The sequence below is a fragment of the Paraburkholderia sp. SIMBA_054 genome, from assembly GCF_046534875.1.
Lineage (GTDB): Bacteria > Pseudomonadota > Gammaproteobacteria > Burkholderiales > Burkholderiaceae > Paraburkholderia > Paraburkholderia hospita.
On the sequence record NZ_JAWRXV010000030.1, the window covers coordinates 86,489 to 106,846 of the forward strand.

Genomic DNA, 20,358 nt, shown 5'->3' on the forward strand with positions numbered 1-20,358 from the left:
TTCAGTGAGAGTAATCGCGGGCGCCGAAGATGGCGGTGCCAATACGCACGATGGTCGCGCCTTCGAGCACGGCTGCTTCGAGATCGCCCGACATGCCCATCGACAGCGTGTCGAGTTCGAGACCTTCCGCGCGCAGTTTTTCGAACAGCTCGCGCAACGCGCGATGCGGCGCGCGTTGCTGCTCGACGTCGCCCGCCGGTTCGGGAATCGCCATCAGGCCACGCAGACGCAGCCTGGGCAGCGAGGCAATCTGGCGCGCGACATCGGCGGCTTCGTCTGGCATCACGCCGCTCTTCGATGCCTCGCCGCTGATGTTCACCTGCAGGCAAACATTGAGCGGCGTCAGCGCATCGGGCCGCTGCTCCGACAGACGCTGCGCGATCTTCAGCCGGTCGACGGAATGCACCCAGTCGAAGTTTTCGGCGACGGGACGCGTCTTGTTCGATTGCAGCGGCCCGATGAAATGCCAGTCGAGCGATGCGCGCAGGTCGGACAACGCCTCGATTTTCGTCAGCGCTTCCTGCACGTAGTTTTCGCCGAACGCGCGCTGGCCCGCGGCATGCGCGGCGCGAACGTCTTCGGCGGGAAACGTCTTGGAGACGGCCAGCAGCGCAATGGAACGCGGATCGCGGCCCGCGACCTGCGCGGCGAGGGCGATGCGCTGATGCACTGCGTCGAGATTGTGAGCGAGAGCGGGCATGAAACGTTGAGTACCGATGCGAGGGGCGACGAATCGAATTATACGGACGCCGCCCGCGCGTCACGACCTGGCCGAATGGCCAGGTTGCGCGCAACCCGTCCGTAACCGATCCTGTCGATCAGGACGCGAGCATGTGCTCGACGAGCTCGACCCAATGCACGACAGGCGTGGAGGTACCGCTTTGTAGATGCGCAATGCAGCCCACATTCGCAGACACGATGATCTGTGGCTCCTGTGCCTTCAGCTTTTCCAGCTTCTGGTTGCGTAATGCGTACGAAAGCGCGGGCTGCGTGAGCGAATAGGTGCCGGCCGAGCCGCAACACAGATGGCTATCGGCGGGCAGCCGGACGTCGATGCCGAGCGCGTTCAGCAGGTGCTCGACCTTGCCGCGAATCTGCTGGCCATGTTGCAGCGTGCAGGGCGCGTGATACGCCACGGTGTGTATCGCGCGGCGGCGCGTGAGGGGCGTCAGCGCTTCTTCGAAGTCCGGCAGGATTTCACTGATGTCGCGCGTCAGTTCGACAATGCGTTTCGCTTTTTCCGCATAGGCGGGGTCGTTGCGCAGCAGGTGCGCGTATTCCTTGACCGTTGCGCCGCAGCCCGAGGCGTTCATCACGATCGCCTCAGCGCCCTGTTCGACATGTGGCCACCACGCGTCGATGTTTTGCCGCACATCGTCGAGCGCCTCGTCGTTGTAGCCGAGGTGCAGGCGGATCGCGCCGCAACAGCCTGCTTCCGGCGCAATCACGGTCTGAACGCCGAGCGCGTCCAGCACGCGCGCCGTCGCAATGTTGACGTTCGGCATCATCGAAGGCTGCACGCAGCCTGCCAGCATCAGCATCTTGCGCGGATGCGTCGCCGTCGGCCATTCGAGCTGGCGCTGGCGTTGCGGTACCTTGTCCCGCAGTTTCTTCGGCAGCAGCGGGCGGAAGTGCTGGCCAAGTCGCATCGCGGGCGTGAACAGCGTGCTGTTCGGCACGAAGCTCGCCAGCATCCGGCGCATCAGGCGCTGGCCGAACGGGCGCGGCACTTTCTCTTCGGTGAGCTTGCGGCCTATCTCGATGAGCTTGCCGTACTGCACGCCGGAAGGGCAGGTCGATTCGCAGCTGCGGCACGTGAGGCAACGGTCCAGATGCAGCTGCGTGCTGCGCGTGACGGGCGCGCCTTCCACCATCTGCTTGATCAGATAGATGCGCCCGCGCGGACCGTCGAGCTCGTCGCCGAGCAACTGATAGGTCGGGCAGGTGGCCGTGCAAAAGCCGCAATGCACGCATTTGCGCAGGATGGCGTCGGCTTCTTCACCGTCTGGCGTGTTGCGCATGAAGTCGGCGAGATTGGTTTGCATCAGGCGCTCAGAAGTCGGAGTACAACCGGCCGCGGTTGAAGATGCGGGCCGGGTCGAAGGCAGCTTTCAGGCCGCGATGGATCTTCATCAGCGGTGCGGGCAGCGGCGTGAACACGCCTGCGCCGCGGTCGTAGCCGAGGCCGGTGCGGAAGATCGTCGCGTGGCCGCCCGCCTGTTTCGCGCTGATGCGCACGGTCTGCGCGTCGGCGTCGGTGATCCACCAGCGTTGCGCGCCGCCCCATTCCATCAGTTGCGCGCCGGGCAGTTGCAGCGGCTCGGTGATGGTCGGCAGCGCGAGGCGCCAGAGCGCGGATTTCGGCGCGATCGCCGCGAAGAACGGATCGGTCTGTTCGCGCAGGCCCGCCCAGAAGCGTTCGGCTTCGACGGCATCGACCACCTCACCGCCCAGCGACGTGCGCGCCGACTTGACGGCCGCCTCGGCGCCGCCAAGCCGCACGGCGAGCGTGCCGTGTCGCCACGCGCTGCCCGTGATGGGAAGCGGGCGGCCGCCCCATTCGTTGAGCTTGCGGACGGCGTCGGTGCCGTTCATGTCGAACTTGAGCGTCGCTTCGGCCTTCGGGCGCGGCAACACCTTGACGGACAACTGGAGAATCAGCCCGAGCGTTCCTAGAGAACCCGCCATCAGCCGGGATACGTCGTAACCGGCAACGTTTTTCACGACTTGGCCGCCGAATGTCAGCACCTGGCCCTGGCCGTTCATGACGACGGCGCCGAGCACGAAGTCCCGGGCCGCGCCCGCCGAATGACGGCGCGGACCAGCAATGCCAGCCGCAATGCAGCCGCCAAGCGTCGCTTGCGGGCCGAAGTGAGGCGGCTCGAAAGCGAGCATCTGGTCGTGTTCAGCAAGCGCCGCTTCGATTTCGAGGAGCGGCGTGCCGGCGCGCGCCGTGATGACCAGTTCGGCCGGATCATAGGCGATGACGCCGCGATGCGCGCGCGTGTCGAGGACCTCACCCTGCAATGACTGGCCGTACCAGTCCTTCGTGCCACCGCCACGGATGCGGATCGGCTGCTGCGCGGCCGTGGCAGCGCGAACCCGTTCCGACCACGCGGCGACGATGTCGTCCTCTTTCATGGTGCGTTGCTTCGTTGTAGTGCTTTCGATTGTACCGAGGCAAGCCGCGCTCGCAACCCGGTTCGGACCCGTATGAAACGTACTGCTGCGCTTATGCGTTATGTTGTTTCAAAGGCGCGCATGGTCCGGCGGCGCAAGGGGTGCTCAAAAACGGGTACTCAAAAACGAGGTATATCGGGATGAGGCAGTAGCCCTCCGCGCACATGCATCTTGCCGTACTCGGCGCAGCGGGCGCGCGTCGGGATGCCCTTGTCGGGATTGAGCAGGCAGGCGGGATCGAAGGCGCGCTTGACCGCGTGGAACGCATCGCGTTCTTCCGGCGAAAACTGCACGCACATCGAATTGATTTTCTCGATGCCCACGCCATGCTCGCCCGTCACCGTTCCACCCAGTTCGACGCATGTTTCGAGAATGTCGCAGCCGAATGCCTCGGCACGGTGCCACTCGTCGAGATCGTTGCCGTTGAACAGGATCAGCGGATGCATGTTGCCGTCGCCCGCATGGAACACGTTGATGCAGCGCAGGTTGTACTTCTTTTCCATCTCTTCGATGCGTGCGAGCAGCGGCCCGATGCTGCGGCGCGGCACGGTGCCGTCCATGCAGTAGTAGTCGGGCGAAATACGGCCGGCAGCCGGGAACGCATTTTTGCGGCCTGACCAGAAGCGCAGCCGTTCGGCCTCGGTGCGCGAAATCTGGATGCGCGTGGCGCCGTGCTCGCGTAATACCGCCGTCATCCGGACGATTTCTTCGCTCACTTCCTCGGGCGTGCCGTCCGACTCGCACAGCAGGATGGCCGCCGCGTCGAGGTCGTAGCCCGCTTGCACGAATTCCTCGACGGCGCGCGTGGCTGGCTTGTCCATCATTTCCAGGCCGGCGGGGATGATGCCCGCGGCGATGATGCCCGCGACGGCGTCGCCGCCTTTCACGACGTCGTCGAAACTCGCCATGATGACCTGCGCGGCCTGTGGCTTGGGAATCAGCTTGACCGTGACTTCCGTGACGATCGCAAACATGCCTTCGCTGCCGATCACGACAGCGAGCAGATCGAGGCCCGGCGCGTCCGGACTGAGCGAGCCGAACTCAACGATTTCGCCTTCCATCGTGACCGCGCGCACGCGCATCACGTTATGGACGGTCAGTCCGTACTTCAGGCAGTGCACGCCGCCGGAATTTTCCGCGACGTTGCCGCCGATCGTGCAGGCGATCTGCGACGAAGGGTCGGGCGCATAGTAGAGACCATAAGGCGCGGCCGCTTCGGAGATCGACAGGTTGCGTACGCCCGGCTGCACGGTTGCCGTGCGCGCATACGGGTCGACTTCGATGATCTTGCGAAAGCGCGCGAGCGACACGACGACGCCATGCCGGATCGGCATCGCGCCGCCCGACAGGCTCGTGCCCGCGCCGCGCGGCACGATCGGCACGTTCAACCGGTGGCAGATCTGCACGATGCGCTGCACCTGAGATTCCGTCTCGGGCAACGCGACGGCCAGCGGCAAGCGCCGATACGCGGCCAGACCGTCGCACTCGTACGCGACGGTGTCTTCTTCGCGATACAAAAGGCAATGCGTTGGCAGCACGGCCATCAACGCCTGCACGACTTCGCGCTGACGTTGCGCAAGCATCTCGGGCGACAGCTCGGGGGACAGCTCGCCGGGTGCGTTCATGGAATGTCTCCTCCATCGACGGCCGCGCGCGTCGTTGCGCTGCGCAGCCAGCTCTACGGTTATGCCCGGCCTAGGCCCACGTAAAGATCTTGCCCGGATTCATCAGGTTGCGCGGATCGAGCGAATGCTTGATCGAGCGCATCACGTCGACGGCAACGGGGCCGTGTTCTTCAACCAGAAAGCCCATCTTGTGCAGGCCCACGCCATGTTCGCCCGTGCAGGTGCCGTCCATGCGGAGCGCGCGCTGCACGATGCGATGATTCAGGCGCTCGGCTTCCTCCAGTTCTTCCGGCTTGTTCGGATCGATCAGCATCGCGACGTGGAAGTTGCCGTCGCCGACGTGCCCGACGATCGGGCAGGGCAGCGGCGAGGCTTTCAGGTCTTCTTCCGTTTCGACCACGCATTCGGCAAGCCGCGAGATGGGCACGCAAACGTCGGTGGTGACGGCGCGGCTGCCGGGCTTGAGTTGCAGCATCGCAAAGTACGCGTTGTGACGCGCGTTCCACAGACGGCTGCGGTCTTCCGGACGCGTCGCCCACTCGAAGCCTTCGCCGCTGTTCTGCGCGGCGATTTCCTGCACCAGCCCGGCTTGTTCCTTCACGCTGGCTTCCGTGCCGTGAAACTCGAAGAACAGCGTGGGCGCTTCGCGCAGCGTCAGGTTCGAATGACGGTTGATCGAGCGGACGGCGAGCGAATCGACGAACTCGACGCGCGCGATCGGCACGCCGATCTGGATGGTTTCGATCACTGCGCGCACGGCATCGCCCATTGAAGGGAACGTGCAGACAGCCGCCGATACCGCTTCGGGCTGCGGGTACAGGCGCACGGTGATTTCGGTGATCACGCCGAGCGTGCCTTCCGAGCCGACGAACAGGCGCGTGAGGTCGTAGCCCGCCGACGACTTGCGCGCGCGCGTGCCCGTCTGGGTCACGCGGCCATCCGCGAGCACGACGGTCAGGCCGAGTACGTTTTCGCGCATCGTGCCGTAGCGCACGGCGTTCGTGCCCGACGCGCGCGTCGCCGACATCCCGCCGATGCTCGCATCGGCGCCGGGGTCGATGGGGAAGAACAGACCGGTGTCCCGCAACGCTACGTTCAACTGTTTGCGCGAAATGCCGGGCTCGACGGTGACGGTCAGATCTTCCGCGTTGATCGACAGCACGCGGTTCATTCCTGAAAGATCGATCGACACGCCGCCTTGCACGGCGAGCAGATGGCCTTCGAGCGAAGAACCGTTGCCATACGGAATGATGGGCACGTCGTATTGACCGCACAGCTTGACGATGTTCTGTACGTCTTCGGTACTGTGCGCGAAGACGACGGCATCGGGCAGTTGCGGATCGAATGGCGACTCGTCGCGGCCGTGATGGGTTCGGACGGCTTCGGACGTGGATACGCGTTCGCCGAATGCCGACTTGAGCGCAGTGAGAAGTTCAGGAGGAAAGGGGCGGCGCACGGGGGCGGGCGGCACGGGATGGTTCACCTGCGTCTCCTGTTGGCGAATATTCTGATGGTTGATGCCCATTTTACGCCCATCGACCGCTGGCGCGGCGCCATGCTTGCAGACGGGCGCGGCAAGGGTTAGCCCCATCATCCTTATAATGGATCGATGCTGAACGGCATGCTGCGATATATCCGGACGGATGCATCGCGGAACATTATGAGGACACGGACATCATGGGCAACCGCTTGAGCAAGATCGCGACGCGCACTGGCGACGACGGCACCACAGGTCTCGGCGACGGCAAGCGTGTGCGCAAGGACGACGCGCGCATTGCCGCAATCGGCGACGTCGATGAATTGAACTCGAACATCGGCGTGCTGCTGTGCGAAACCTTGCCCGACGATGTCCGCGCCGCGCTCACGTCGATCCAGCACGATCTGTTCGATCTCGGCGGCGAACTATGCATCCCGGGCCATTCGATGATTACCGATACCCATCTCGCGCAACTCGATGCGTGGCTTGCCGAATACAACGCGACGCTGCCGCCGCTCAAGGAATTCATTTTGCCGGCAGGCACGCGCGCCGCTTCGCTTGCGCATGTGTGCCGCACCGTTTGCCGGCGCGCGGAACGCGCGATCGTCGCGCTCGGCGTTGTCGAGACGATCAACGATGCGCCGCGCCGGTATGTGAACCGGCTGTCCGATCTGCTGTTCGTGCTGGCACGCGTGCTGAACCGCGTGGACGGCGGCAGCGACGTGCTATGGCGGCACGACCGCGGCGCGAACAGGCCGGACACGCAGCGCGGCGAATAGCGGTGCGACCTGCAAGGACGCTCAGCCAACCGCGAGCGTCACAGGCTTACCGATACGGCTCATCATTTCGACGAGGGTATCAATGGTGAATTTGGCCGTCTTCTTGTTGACGACATCCGACACGCGCGGCAGCGACACCATCAGGATTTCCGCAGCTTCAGACTGCATAAGATGATGCTGCTTGATCCACGCAAACACCGGAACGAGATTTGAAGGTACCGAAAGGGAGGAGGAAATTCGATTCGGCCGAATGGCCAAAAAAAAGCCCGGCTGCATGAGCCGGGCGCGACATGTGTATGAGAGAACCGCAGCGTTCAGTTGCCGCTGCCGCGCGCAATGCGGCGCTGCTTGACGGCATCCGCGAGACCTTCCAGCACGCCGATGCTGTCGTCCCAGCCGATGCAGGCGTCCGTGACGCTCTGGCCGTAGGTCAACTCGCAGCCTTCCTGCAGGTCCTGACGGCCCGCGACGAGATGCGATTCGACCATCACGCCGACGATGCGCTCGTCGCCCGCCGCGATCTGACGGCCGATATCCGCGCACACGGGAATCTGGTTCTCGTGCTTCTTCGAGCTGTTTGCGTGGCTCGCGTCGATCATCAGGCGCGCTGCAAGGCCGGCCTTGCCGATGTCGCTGCACGCGGCGTTCACGCTGTCGGCGTCGTAATTCGTCGTCTTGCCGCCGCGCAGGATGATGTGGCAGTCCTCATTGCCTGCCGTCGAAACGATCGCCGAGTGGCCACCCTTGGTCACCGACAGGAAATGGTGCGGCTGCGATGCCGCCTTGATCGCGTCGACGGCGATTTTCACGTTGCCGTCGGTGCCGTTCTTGAAGCCGACCGGGCACGACAGGCCCGACGCGAGTTCACGATGCACCTGGGACTCCGTCGTGCGTGCGCCGATCGCGCCCCACGAGATCAGATCGGCGATGTACTGCGGGCTGATCATGTCGAGGTATTCGGTGCCGGCGGGCAGCCCCAGCTCGTTGATCTTCACCAGCAGTTCGCGCGCGGCGCGCAGGCCGTCGTTGATCTTGAAGCTGTTGTCCATGTACGGGTCGTTGATGAGGCCCTTCCAGCCCACCGTCGTGCGCGGCTTTTCGAAGTACACGCGCATCACGACTTCCAGTTCGCCCGCGAAACGCTTGCGCTGCTCGATCAGGCGGCCGGCGTATTCCATCGCGGCCTTCGTGTCGTGAATCGAGCAAGGCCCGACGATGACGATCAGGCGGTCGTCCATGCCGTGCAGGATCCGATGCATCGACTGGCGCGCGTTGAAGATCAGGTCCGACACCTTCTCGTCGCACGGGAATTCGCGGATCAGGTGCGCGGGCGGCGTCAGTTCTTTCAATTCGCGGATGCGGACATCGTCGGTATTGTGCGGGGGCATGGGTTTCTCCTCGATTCGTTTAGTAGCGCGGTTCAAGCGGTTTGCTATCTGACGACGGCGCCGCAGCGAACAGGTCAACAGGCTAAAAAGGTCACAGTCAAAGTTGTTAGGGACGAAAAAAAAACCGCCAGACTCGCTGGCGGTTTTTTCGGGAATTTCAGGTGCTTATGTACGTTCACACCCCTCTCGATCCGCCAGCGGTCTGAGATGCCCAAAAGAAATAAAAATAAAACTTGGCGGACATGGCGAAAAAGGGATGGCTCGTCAAAAAGGTTGATTGGCTTTATAACCCGAGGTTTGCTCGGCTGGCAAGCTGCAGGCCCTAAAAATGCGGAAAATCCGCACGTTTCGCGCTCTTAATGCGCGAAACGTGCGGGACAACAAGAATCACACCGTTCCGCCGACCGTCATCTTGTCGATGCGCAGCGTAGGCTGACCGACTCCGACGGGCACGCTCTGGCCTTCCTTGCCGCACACGCCGACGCCCGTATCCAGCGACATGTCGTTACCGATCATGCTCACATATTTGAGCGACTCCGGGCCGCTGCCGATCAGCGTCGCGCCCTTGACGGGATACGTGATCTTGCCGTTTTCGATCATGTACGCCTCGGATGCCGAGAACACGAACTTGCCGTTCGTGATGTCGACCTGGCCGCCGCCGAAGTTCACCGCATACAGGCCGTTCTTCACGGACGCGATGATTTCCTGCGGATCCTTGTCGCCGTTGAGCATGTACGTGTTGGTCATGCGCGGCATCGGCAGGGCGGCATACGATTCGCGGCGCGCGTTGCCCGTCACGGGCATTTTCATCAGGCGCGCGTTCAGCGTGTCCTGGATGTAGCCCTTCAGGATGCCGTCTTCGATCAGCGTCGTGCACTGCGTCGGGTTGCCTTCGTCGTCGATGTTGAGCGACCCGCGGCGATTCGGCAGCGTGCCGTCGTCGACCACTGTGACGCCTTTCGCCGCGACCTGCTCCCCAATGCGCCCGGCGAACGCCGACGAGCCCTTGCGGTTGAAGTCGCCTTCCAGACCGTGGCCGATCGCTTCGTGCAGCAGAACGCCGGGCCAGCCCGGTCCGAGCACGACCGTCATCGCGCCGGCAGGGGCCGGACGCGCGTCGAGGTTCACCAAAGCCGCGTGCACAGCGTCGTCGACGTACTTCGACAGAAGTTCATCCGTGAAATAGCCGTAGTCGTAACGTCCGCCGCCGCCGCCGCTGCCGATTTCGCGACGGCCGTTCTGCTCGGCGATCACCGTCACCGACACGCGCACGAGCGGGCGGATGTCCGCCGCCAGCGCGCCGTCGCTGCGCGCAACCAGCACGACGTCGTATTCACCCGCGAGGCCGGCCATCACCTGCGTGATGCGCGGATCGCGGCCGCGCGCCATCTGTTCGATGCGCTCGAGCAGCTTGACCTTCGCGGTGGCGTCGAGTGAATGCAGCGGATCGGACGGCAGATACAGATCGCGCCCGGACACGCCCGTCAGCGTCGATGCCGCCTTGATCTTCTGCTTGCCGCCGCCCGCTTTCGCGATTGCGCGCGTGGCGATCGCGGCCTGGCGGATCGCTTCGGGCGACAGGTCGTCCGAATATGCGAACGCCGTGCGGTCGCCCGACACGGCGCGCACGCCGACGCCCTGGTCGATGCTGAAGCTGCCCGATTTGACGATGCCTTCCTCGAGGCTCCACGCTTCGCTGCGCGTGGCCTGGAAATAGAGGTCCGCGTAGTCGACGCGATGCGTGAAGATTTCGGCGAGCGTGCGGGTCAGCACGCCTTCGTCGAGGCCGTACGGCGTGAGGAGTACGTCTTTGGCCGTCGCGAGATTACGGATGCTGGGTTCGATGATGTTCATGCGAAGTTCGCTCGATTCAGGGTATTCGGTGGGTGCACGCCAGTCACATGGGTGACTTTGGCGGCACTTTCAATACGTGCGGTTCATGTCAAACGTAATCAGCTGAGCACGCGGTGACGCCAGGCCGGCAGACTCTGCCGGACTTCGTCGATACGTGAGCGCTCGATATTGCCCGCGACGACGCCCGCGCCTTCGTCGCGCACGTCGATGATTTCGCCCCACGGGTCGATCAGCATGGTGTGGCCCCACGTGCGCCGGCCGTTCTCATGCTTGCCGCCCTGCGCAGCGGCCAGCACGTAGCACTGATTCTCGACAGCCCGCGCGCGCAGCAGCGTTTCCCAGTGCGCGCGGCCCGTCGTGTACGTGAAGGCGGACGGCACGACGATCAGCGCGCAGTCGCCCATGCGCCGGTACAGCTCGGGAAAGCGTAGATCGTAGCAGACGGACAGGCCGACGCGCCCGAACGGCGCGTCGAACGTGCGGACGGTGTCGCCGGGGCGGATCGTGCGCGCCTCGTCGAACGATTCCTCGCCTTTCTCGAAGTTGAACAGATGGATCTTGTCGTAGCGCGCGGCCTCGTTGCCCTGCGGATCGAACACGAGCGTCGTGTTCAGCACGCGCGTTTCTTCAGGCGCCGTCAAAGGCAGCGTGCCGCCGATCACCCAGACCTTGTGCCGGCGCGCGGCGTCGGCGAGAAAGCGCTGGATCGGGCCGTCGCCGTACGGTTCGCGCACGGTGAGCTTGTCGGTGTCCTTGTAGCCCATGAAGCAGAAGTACTCGGGCAGCAGGACGAGCTGCGCGCCGTCGGCGGCGGCTTGCGCGATCAGGTGGTCGGCATCGGCGAGATTGCGGTCGCGGTCCGGCGTGCTCACCATTTGCAGCGCGGCGACGCGGAAGGGACCAGCGTGGGGAAAGGACTTCGCGGACTGCGTGTTCAGGTCGCTCATAGGCGTTCGAAAGACTCCTGCAATGGGCAGTACGGACAGCGGACGGCGGCGTTCGCGCCCGATTCATAGGGCGCGCCAGCCATCGCCAGAAACCTCGGAACCGCGGTTCGGCCCTCAGTTCGGCGTCGCGATGGCGGCCGGCGCGTTCATATTACCGCTATCTCCATGTACCCGCTCGACGTGCGGTTTGGCCCATGAGCCCGTGATCGAGTAATCGCGTGCGAACGCATGTTCGATCGAATGCGACAACGCAAAATCGCCGACCAGCGCGGCAATGCCGAGCAGCGGATTGATGATGGCCGCCGCGACGACGCCCGCGCCCGCGCTGATGGTCGGCACGACATGGACGTTCAGATTCTGCGTTTCGGTCGTCATGTCGACGCTGCCTTTCATTTCGGCGCGCGCGGGCGCTGTCACCAGTTCGAAGTTGTTCGTCGAGCCGATGCCGTTCACGACCTGCGCGGTCCCCGTGACGTGCTCGAACGGCAGCCCTTCGCCGATCACGTCACGGAAATTCATCGACGCGTAGCGCGCAAGGCTTTGCAGGCTCAGCACGCCGAGCAGCTTCGCGACGCCCGGATCGACCTTGAGAATCTGCCCGTGCCGCAGATCGACGGCGAGATTGCCGTTGAGCGTCGGATAGTCGGGCTTGGTCGGGCCGCCGCGCCAGCCGAGTTTGCCCGCCAGCGACCCTTCGCCCGCCTTCAGCGTGCGAGGCAGGCCGGCGCGTTCGAGCAGCAGACCTGCGTCCTTGATGTCCAGCTTGAAATCGAGCTCGGTGCTCCGCTCGGCTTCGTCGTCCTGGTTCGCGCCGTAATTTCGGCCCGTGCGCCAGTTCGCGGTCGCCTTCAATGCGGCGGCCGGGTTGCTGATTTCGAGCGAATCGAGTTGCCAGACGGGCGTGCCGTTGTCCTCGAAGTTATGCGCGTTGACTTCGAGCTTGCCGATGTTGCGCTCGCGCACGATCAGCTCGTTGACGACGAGATCGATCGACGGAATGTTTTGCGCGGGCTGGTTGATCGCGGGGCCAAGCAGATCGTTCTCGGTCGCGGACGGAATCACGAGCCGCGCGAGCCGCGCCTGCAGCGTGCCCGGCGATCCCGGCTGCGCGCCCGGCACCCACGACACGTGACCCGACACCTGATTCGACGCGATATTCGCCTGCCACTGGCGGTCGTTGTGCGAGGCACCGACCACCACGCTTTCCCAGTGACGCTTGAGCAACGTCAGCGTGCCGATGTGGATCGCGAAGCGGTTCGGCGTGAACTGCGCGGCCGTCGCGCTGGGCGGCACGGGCGCGACACCTTCGTTGGCCTTGCGCATCTGCAGGAAGAGGGCGCGCCACGCGTCGGCGTCGAGCGCGTCGATGTCCACTGCGGCGATCACGCCTTCCGACGGCAACTCGGCCGTCCGGTTCACGCCGACCGTGCCGCGCACGACTTCGGGCGGCTGGCCGGGCGTGTGCCGCAGCAGATAGGTTGCCGCAATCGGGCCGAACGTGAGGTCGGCGCGTTGCAGGCCATTACTGTTCGCGCTGTCGTTGCCGTTCTGGCCGCCGTTGCCGGCGTCCACGCTGCTGTTGCCGTTCCCGACAGTCGGCCGGAACGTGAAATCGAGCGGCATCGGCGTGCCGATTGGCTTGTTGAACGGCGCAGGGAAATTGAGCGCGAGCCCCGTCAGGTCCGAGTGAACGGCGACGTCGGGCAGACGGCCTTTCGCGCCGCGCACGCTGATGTCATAGGGCGCGCTGCCGTTCATCCGCGTCAGCACCTGCGCGGGCAGGCCGCGCAGGTTCAGGCCGCGCGCGGCTTCGACGGCGACCTGGCCTGACAGATTGAGCGCATAGGCGCCGTTGTCGTTTAGCCCGCCTTTCGCGCGCACCTCGCCTCCCATGAATTGCCCCGTCAGCCCGTCGACCTGCGCGGTGCGCTCGGTGAAGTGCACTTTGCCGCGCAGTTGCGACAGCGGCGGGACGTTGTCCACGGCAAGCCGGTCGTTCTCGAACGCGAGCGAGCCTTCCACCGCGACACGCAGTTTCGGCGGTGTGACGCCCAGCGGCGTGGGCGGGTTGCGCGGCACGGTCAGCTTGAGCGCGAGCGCGGCGGGGCCTTCGGCATGAATCTTTTCTGTTTCATGCTTCGCCATCCCGCCGAGCGCGCTGTTGTTCACGTAGTCGAGCATGTCGGCGAGCGGCCCGTGTCCGTCGCCCGCGATGATGAGGCTCGATGCGCGGTTGCCGAGGTCGTCGATCTTGCCCGTCACCTTGCGCATGGCGACGCCCTTGTAATGCGCGCGGTCGACGTCGAAGCGCAGCAGTTTCTCTTTCAGCTGGAACGTGCCGTCGATGCCGTCGAGCGCCGGCCACACGTTCGGTGCGCCGTTTTTCAGCGTGCGCGGCGGATACGGCGACGGGTCGAAGCGCCCGCCCTTGAACGGCGCGACGATTCTGAACACGCCCGCGCTCGGGTCGCGCGAGTAGGGGAATTTCTCAAGATTGCCGTGAATTTCGATCGTGCCTCCGCGCGACACGCCCGCCTGCAAGCCGTGGGTCAGATAGACTCGCAGCTTCTCGCTGATGCTGGTCGGCAGGTAGCGCGTGATGCGCGTGACCTTTGCGCGCTCGAAGTCGGCCTTCAGGTCCAGCGAGCCACGCCCGCTGCCGACGTTCGAGTAGCTGGCCGTCGCCTTTGCCGCCGTATCCGCATTCGACACCTTCAGTTCCGACACATCGACCTTGAACGCCTTGTGCCGCTGGCCCGGATCGATGACGGACGCGATCGTCCACGTGCCTTTGCCGCTCAGATGGTCGAACGTGAGTCGCGGGTCGTCGAATACGCCGGGCAGCGTGAGCGCGGCGTTGGCTGTATCGATGGAAATCGAGCCGTGCTTTTCGTCGGCGTCGATCGTGCCCCACAGATTCTCGATGCCCGGAATGCCCGCGCGCGGGTGGTTCCTCGCGGTCAGCCCCGGCGGCGGCTCCTGCGCGGCGACGCTGATGCCCTGCAGATCGCCCTTGAAGCGATACCGCACGATGGGTTCCGCGCCCGGCTCGCGATGCTCGGTGGCGGCCTGGCCCGAATCGGGCTTGCCGCGCTCGACCTCGATCGTGTAGTTCGCTACCAGCCCGCGCGGGTCGAAGCGCACGAGATTGTTCAGAATGCGCTTGGGCAGCGGCAGCGCGCGGCTGAATTCCACGAGCACGCCGAGATCGACGCGATCGCCTGAAATGCTGATCAACTGGCCGTGCTGGACGCTCGGCATCCGGTAGCGGCTCGACAGCGTGTGCAGCGCGAGGATGCGGGCCACGGGCGTGCCGTCGTCGAGCGGCGGCTGACCGAGTTCAGCGCGCAGGTTGTTCAGGTCGAGCGTCCACTCGTCGCCGTCGTGCGCGACAGCCCACGAAAAGTTCGCGACGGGCACGTCGAGCTTCGGCTGCGTCGGCTTCACGCGCAGCGCGATGTTGTTGCCTGACAGTTCGCCCGAGGCCGAGCGCACGCGGCCCTGCGTGAACTGCAGCCAGATCGCGTTGTCGACGCGGCCCGCATAGGTTTCGATCGGGAAGTCCATGTAGCGGGCGAGCGTCGGCAGATCGACGGGACCCGCCGATATATAGGCCTCGCCCGTCCAGTTGATCGGTTTGCCCATCGCCGCGAGGCGCGTGTGCCGGAAGTGCGCGCGAAAGTCGAGCGAGCCGAACAGCAGCTTGCCGTTGGGCGGCGCCTGCAGGGCGAGGCGGTGATCGTAGCCGTCGCTGAGGATTGCGAGGCGGATGTCCCGCAGCGCGATCTCGGGCGCGTCGCGACGCGCGTCGTGCCAGCGCAGCGTGCCGCCGCGCAGGATCATCGCCTCCTGGCGCAGCAGCCACGTGCTGAAGGTGTCGTTGCCTGAATGCGTGGTCGGCACCATCACGCCCGCGACGGTCAGCGAGCCGTCCGTTTCACGCTCGATCAGCACATCCGGTTTGTCGACGATCACGCTCGACAGGATCGGCGCGAGCTTCCAGACGGACGACCACGAGACGGTCGCGCTCGCATGCGGAATGTTCAGCGCGACCTTGCCGTCGCGGTTGGTGATGGTGACGTCGGTGACTTCGAGGCCGGGCTGGAAGCCCGTCCAGTGCGGCGCGATCTTGCCGATCTTGAGCTGGGCGTGAATTTTTTCGGAGACGACCGCCTCGATTTTCGGCCGGAACGAATCGGCGTGAGGCAGCACGATGTAGCGCAGGCCGAGCACGGCCAGCACGACAACGAAATACAGGAACAGCGCAATGCCAAGGAGGACCCGCAGCGTGTGCCGCAGCACTGCGTGATCGTGCCCGCCTACGGGCTTGACGCGTCCAGCTTCGTGCGGGTCGGCGGATGAGTTTCGCTCGGACATGCTGCGACGGGGTCGGCGTATGTTAGTTTTGCGGTCTAATCACGAAATGTATCACACGGGCCAGCGGCCACGGACTTAAGGTGCGGCCTGTGTGGACAAGGCCACACGGGGTGTCGGCAGCGTGAGCGAGCTACGGCTGCGACGGCCCGAGGCAGGAACCCAAGCAACCAGCGAGCCAGATCTTTGATGACCGAACCATCCCTGTTGAGTTCCAGCTATTCGTACTACGCGTCGCGTGCCTATGCGGCGCACGACGGTCTCGCGTCGCGCGTCGCGGCGCTGGCGGGGGCGCCCATCAGCCGCGAGCGGATCGACGAGCGCCTCGACGCGCTGACGGACGCGCTGCGCGCGACGCCCGATGCGCAACTATCCGAAGACGCACTGAAAAAGGCGCTGCGCCAGCTTCGCGCAGAAGTGTTCTGCGCCGTGATGGAGCGCGACCTGTCCGGCGCAGCCGACGTGGCGGAAGTGACGGGCACAATGACCGATCTCGCCGAAGCGACGGTCCAGCGCGCGATGGCTGTAGTCAGCGCCGATCTCGAAGCACTTTATGGCGAGCCGCGCGGCACGCAGGGCGAGCGTTTGTCGCTGGGCGTGGTCGGCATGGGCAAGCTGGGCGGGCGCGAGCTGAACGTGTCGTCGGATATCGATCTGATCTTCGTCTACGAGGACGACGGCGAGACGACGGGCGGCCAGCGTTCGCCCATTGCCACCCAGGACTTCTTCACGCGCGTCGGCAAGCGGCTGATCGCGGCGCTCGCCGAGGTGACAGCGGACGGCTACGTGTTTCGCGTCGACATGCGGCTGCGGCCGAACGGCGACTCGGGGCCGCTCGTGTGCAGCCTCGGCATGCTCGAAGAGTATTTCTACGTGCAGGGCAGGGAATGGGAGCGCTACGCGTGGATCAAGGGCCGTCTCGTGTCCGAGCACGCCACCAATTCGGCGCGCCGGCTGTCGAAGCAGCTCGACGCGATCGTGAAGCCGTTCATCTACCGGCGCTATCTGGACTTCGGCGTGATCAGCGCGATCCGTTCGCTGCATCTGCAGATTCGCCAGGAGGCGCAGCGGCGCGCGTCGATGCGCCCCGACAAGGCCGACGATATCAAGCTCGGCCGCGGCGGTATCCGCGAGATCGAATTCAGCGCGCAGGTGTTCCAGTTGATACGCGGCGGCCAGGACGCGGGCTTTCGCGTGCGGCCGACGCTCGTCGTGCTGCGCCACGCGGCGGCGCGCGGTCTTATTTCGCCGGGCGTGTGCGCGGACCTGACGAGCGCGTATCTGTTTCTGCGCGACCTCGAGCACCGTCTGCAATATAGAAACGACGCGCAAACCCACGCAATGCCCGTCGATCCGACCGAGCGCGTGCATCTCGCGCAGGCGATGGGTTTCGACGATTACGCGTCGCTGATGACGAAGCTCGAAGCGCATCGCGAACTGGTCGAGCAGCAGTTCGACCAGATATTCGCCGACAAGGTGAGTGGGCAAGGCGGCTGCGGCGCGCGCGAAGACGGCGCGGCCGTGTGGGTCTGGAGCAGCGCGCTCGCCGACGACAGCGCCGATGAAGCGCTCGCCGCGCGGCTCGTCGAGCTTGGCATCGAGCACCCCGCCGAGTTGCTCGCGCGCCTGAAGGCTGTGTGGCAGTCGTCGCGCTATGCGGGGCTTGCGGAGCGCAGCCGCCAACGCTTCGACATCGTCGCGCAGCGCGCGCTCGAGGCTGCGCACACGCTGGAGCCTGCCGAGCGGCGCGGCGATATTCTCGTGCGCCTGTTCGATCTGCTCGAAGCCATCGGGCGGCGCGGGGCCTATCTTGCGCTGCTGACAGAATATCCGCAGGCGCTGCACCGCGTGCTGTCGGTACTGGGCGCGTCGCGCTGGGCGGCGGGCTACCTGATCCGCCATCCGCAACTGCTCGACGAACTGCTCGACGACGAAGCGATGGCGAGCCCGTTCGACTGGCCGGAGTTCAAGCGCACGCTGCGCGCGCGGCTCGCGGCCGCCGACGGCGTCGAGCAGCAGATGGATCTGCTGCGTCACGCGCATCAGGCCGAGGTGTTCCGCATTCTGCTGATCGATCTGGCTAGCAAGCTGAGCGTCGAGCATGTCAGCGACCGCCTGTCCGAACTCGCGGATGCCGTGCTCGACGCGACCATCGAGGCCGTCTGGAACCAGTTGGCCAAGCGCCATCGTGCGGTGCCGCGCTTTGCGATCATCGCGTACGGCAAGCTGGGCGGAAAGGAGCTCGGCTACGCGTCAGACCTCGACCTGATCTTCCTGTACGACGATCCGGACGACAACGCATCCGACATCTACGCGACCTTCACGCGCCGCCTGATCACGTGGCTCACGACGGCGACGGGCGCGGGCACGCTGTTCGACGTCGACTTGCGGCTGCGTCCGAACGGCGAATCGGGCCTGCTCGTGACCGATCTCGACGCGTTCCGCCGCTATCAGCTGCGCGAGGGCGATGCCGCCAATACGGCATGGGTCTGGGAACACCAGGCGCTGACGCGCGCCCGCTACTGTGCGGGTGATCCCGCTGTCGGCGCGCAGTTCGAGGCGATCCGCGAACAGGTGCTGACGACGCCGCGCGACGCCGCGACGCTCGCCGCCGAGATCGTCGACATGCGGCGGCGCGTCGAGGAAGGCCATCCGAACCGGACCGAGCTGTTCGATCTGAAGCACGATCGCGGCGGCATGGTCGACATCGAGTTCACCGTGCAGTACTGGGTGCTGCTGCACGCGGCGCGCGATCCCGAGCTAATCCGCAATACGGGCAATATCGCGCTGTTGCGCGAGGTGTCGCGCTTCGGGCTGATGAGCGGCGAGGAGGCCGATACCGTGGGCGCGGCTTACCGGACGTATCGGAAGCTGCAGCACAAGCTGCGGCTCGACGGCATGGAGAAGGCTCGCGTCGAGCCTCACGCCGTCGAGAACGAACGCGAGGCCGTGCTGCGGCTGTGGCGGCGGGTGTTTGGATGAGGTTGCGCGCTGGCGCGGAGTGTTGAAGCCCGCGCCGCGCCATGACGGGCGTTTCACGCCGTCGTGAGCATTTCCTTCGCGTGCTTGCGCGTGGTGGCCGTGATTGCCAGGCCGCCGAGCATGCGCGCGACTTCTTCGATACGGCTCGTCTTGTCCAGCGATGTCACCGTGCTGACCGTGCCGTTCTTGCCCTTGCTGCTTTTCGCGACCTGGAAGTGGTGATCGCCGCGCGCCGCGACTTGCGGGAGGTGCGTCACGCATAGCACCTGGCGCTGCTCGCCGAGCTGATGCAGGAGGCGCCCGACCACTTCCGCGACACCGCCGCCGATCCCCGTGTCCACTTCGTCGAAGATCAGCGTCGGCGTTGGGCTGGCCGCGCTCGCGATCACCGAGAGCGCGAGACTGATACGCGCGAGTTCGCCGCCCGAGGCCACCTTCGCCAGCGGCCGCAACGGCACGCCCGCATGGCCCGCGACGCGGAATTCGATCTGTTCCATGCCATGCGCGCCACCGTCGGGCAGCGGCACGAGCGCGACTTCGAAGCTGCCGCCCGCCATCGACAGTTCCTGCATGCCCGTCGTCACCGCAGCGCCCAGCGCCTTCGCGGCTTTCGCGCGCGCCTTCGACAGCACCTTGGCGTCGGCGAGATACGCGTCTTTCGCCTTCGCCTCGGCGGCGCGCAGCGCGTCGAGATCGGCGGCGGCGTCGAGTTTCGCGAGCTGCTCGCGGCGCTCTTCATGTTCTTGCGGCAAGGTTTCCGGTTGCAGCCGGAATTTGCGAGCCGCCGAATGCAGCGCGTCGAGGCGCTTCTCGACCTGGGCGAGCCGGTCGGGATCGAGTTCCAGCCGCTGCGCGTAGTGGCTCAGCGAGTACGCGGCTTCCTGCAACTGGATTTCGGCGGGTTCGAGCGCGGCGAGGGCGTCGTTCAGCGCGGGATCGATCTCGGCGAGATCGCGCACCTTGGAGATGACGGACGACAGATGACCGAGCATCGCTTCGTCCGATTCGGACAGCGCGGACAGCGCTGCCTGCACGCCGTCGATCAGATTTGCCGAATGCGACAGCCGCCGGTGCTCGACGTTGACCTCTTCCCACTCGCCGGGCTGCGGCGAGAGCTTGTCGAGTTCCGCGAGCTGCCATGCAAGACGCTCGCGTTCGAGTTGCAGTTCGCGGTCCTTGCTCTGCGCGGTTTCGACGGCCTGCGCCGCATCGCGCCAGGTGCGCCATGCGCGGGTCACGGCGGCCTTCGTGTCGAGCAGCCCGGCATGCGTGTCGAACAGTTCGCGCTGCGCATCGGGCCGCATCAGCAGTTGATGCGCGTGCTGGCCGTGAATATCGACGAACATTTCGCCGAGTTCGCGCAATTGCGTGAGCGTCGCCGCCGTGCCGTTGATGAAAGCCCGCGAGCGGCCGTTGCCGTCGACCACGCGGCGCAGCATCACCGTATTGCCGTGCTCCGTCTCGATGGCGGCAAGCGCCTGTTCATCGAGCCATGCGTCGACGTCCGGATGCGTGTCGAACTCGGCCGTGATGTCCGCACGCGCCTCGCCGTTGCGCACGACGCTCGCATCGGCGCGTGCGCCGAGCGCCAGCGCAAGCGCGTCGATGAGAATGGATTTGCCGGCACCCGTTTCGCCGGAAAAGACTGTGAAGCCGCTGTCGAATTCAAGATCGAGCGCGGCGACGATGACGAAGTCGCGTATCGAGAGGTGGCGGAGCATGGCTCGTCTGTGTGGCGTGGCTGGCGTGAGT

At 65.3% G+C, this 20,358-nt stretch carries 12 protein-coding genes and 1 pseudogene; 2 read left to right on the forward strand and 11 right to left on the reverse strand.

Annotated elements, in window-relative coordinates; translation table 11 throughout:
* Window position 1: 1 nt before the first annotated feature.
* The 5 genes from SB822_RS31475 to SB822_RS31495 all read right to left on the reverse strand — a co-directional run bounded on the left by SB822_RS31475 (window position 2) and on the right by SB822_RS31495 (window position 6,288).
* Complete coding sequence (locus SB822_RS31475; RefSeq protein WP_410856380.1) at window positions 2-700, reverse strand: YggS family pyridoxal phosphate-dependent enzyme; 699 nt, start codon at window positions 698-700, stop codon at window positions 2-4.
* Window positions 701-818: 118 nt separating this feature from the next.
* Window positions 819-2,045: a glycolate oxidase subunit GlcF gene (gene glcF / locus SB822_RS31480; protein ID WP_410856381.1), complete on the reverse strand. Its 1,227-nt coding sequence runs from the start codon at window positions 2,043-2,045 to the stop codon at window positions 819-821.
* Window positions 2,046-2,052: 7 nt separating this feature from the next.
* Window positions 2,053-3,141, reverse strand: a complete 1,089-nt coding sequence (gene glcE, locus SB822_RS31485; RefSeq protein WP_114221287.1) for a glycolate oxidase subunit GlcE — start codon at window positions 3,139-3,141, stop codon at window positions 2,053-2,055.
* Window positions 3,142-3,299: 158 nt separating this feature from the next.
* Complete coding sequence (locus SB822_RS31490) at window positions 3,300-4,805, reverse strand: FAD-linked oxidase C-terminal domain-containing protein (protein WP_318228457.1); 1,506 nt, start codon at window positions 4,803-4,805, stop codon at window positions 3,300-3,302.
* Window positions 4,806-4,875: 70 nt separating this feature from the next.
* A complete protein-coding gene (locus SB822_RS31495; protein ID WP_410856382.1) occupies window positions 4,876-6,288 on the reverse strand; it encodes an FAD-binding oxidoreductase in 1,413 nt (470 codons plus the stop codon).
* Window positions 6,289-6,482: 194 nt separating this feature from the next.
* Here SB822_RS31495 and SB822_RS31500 point away from each other — a divergent pair, with 194 nt between their 5' ends.
* A complete protein-coding gene (locus tag SB822_RS31500) occupies window positions 6,483-7,061 on the forward strand; it encodes a cob(I)yrinic acid a,c-diamide adenosyltransferase (RefSeq protein WP_410856383.1) in 579 nt (192 codons plus the stop codon).
* A 21-nt stretch (window positions 7,062-7,082) separates the two neighbouring features.
* On the opposite strand, the pseudogene SB822_RS31505 reads toward SB822_RS31500, so the two are convergent.
* The 5 genes and pseudogenes from SB822_RS31505 to SB822_RS31525 form a co-directional block, all read right to left on the reverse strand.
* Window positions 7,083-7,250, reverse strand: a pseudogene (locus SB822_RS31505) (helix-turn-helix domain-containing protein); the annotation flags it as partial.
* A 125-nt stretch (window positions 7,251-7,375) separates the two neighbouring features.
* Entirely contained in the window at window positions 7,376-8,449 is a 1,074-nt protein-coding gene (gene aroG / locus SB822_RS31510) for a 3-deoxy-7-phosphoheptulonate synthase AroG (protein ID WP_410856384.1), read from the reverse strand.
* Between the two features lie 387 nt (window positions 8,450-8,836).
* Window positions 8,837-10,303 (reverse strand): metalloprotease TldD, encoded by a 1,467-nt coding sequence (gene tldD, locus SB822_RS31515; RefSeq protein ID WP_007578605.1) that lies wholly within the window; start codon window positions 10,301-10,303, stop codon window positions 8,837-8,839.
* 98 nt (window positions 10,304-10,401) lie between these two features.
* Window positions 10,402-11,250, reverse strand: coding sequence for a carbon-nitrogen hydrolase family protein (locus tag SB822_RS31520; protein ID WP_007578603.1), 849 nt, complete (start codon window positions 11,248-11,250; stop codon window positions 10,402-10,404).
* Between the two features lie 114 nt (window positions 11,251-11,364).
* Window positions 11,365-15,627, reverse strand: coding sequence for a YhdP family protein (locus SB822_RS31525; protein ID WP_410856385.1), 4,263 nt, complete (start codon window positions 15,625-15,627; stop codon window positions 11,365-11,367).
* A 186-nt stretch (window positions 15,628-15,813) separates the two neighbouring features.
* On the opposite strand from SB822_RS31525, the gene glnE reads away from it, so the two are divergent.
* Window positions 15,814-18,606, forward strand: coding sequence for a bifunctional [glutamate--ammonia ligase]-adenylyl-L-tyrosine phosphorylase/[glutamate--ammonia-ligase] adenylyltransferase (glnE, locus tag SB822_RS31530; protein ID WP_410856386.1), 2,793 nt, complete (start codon window positions 15,814-15,816; stop codon window positions 18,604-18,606).
* 53 nt (window positions 18,607-18,659) lie between these two features.
* Here the strand turns inward: glnE and recN are convergent, their stop codons facing one another.
* Window positions 18,660-20,327, reverse strand: coding sequence for a DNA repair protein RecN (gene recN / locus SB822_RS31535; RefSeq protein ID WP_079486903.1), 1,668 nt, complete (start codon window positions 20,325-20,327; stop codon window positions 18,660-18,662).
* Window positions 20,328-20,358: the final 31 nt, after the last annotated feature.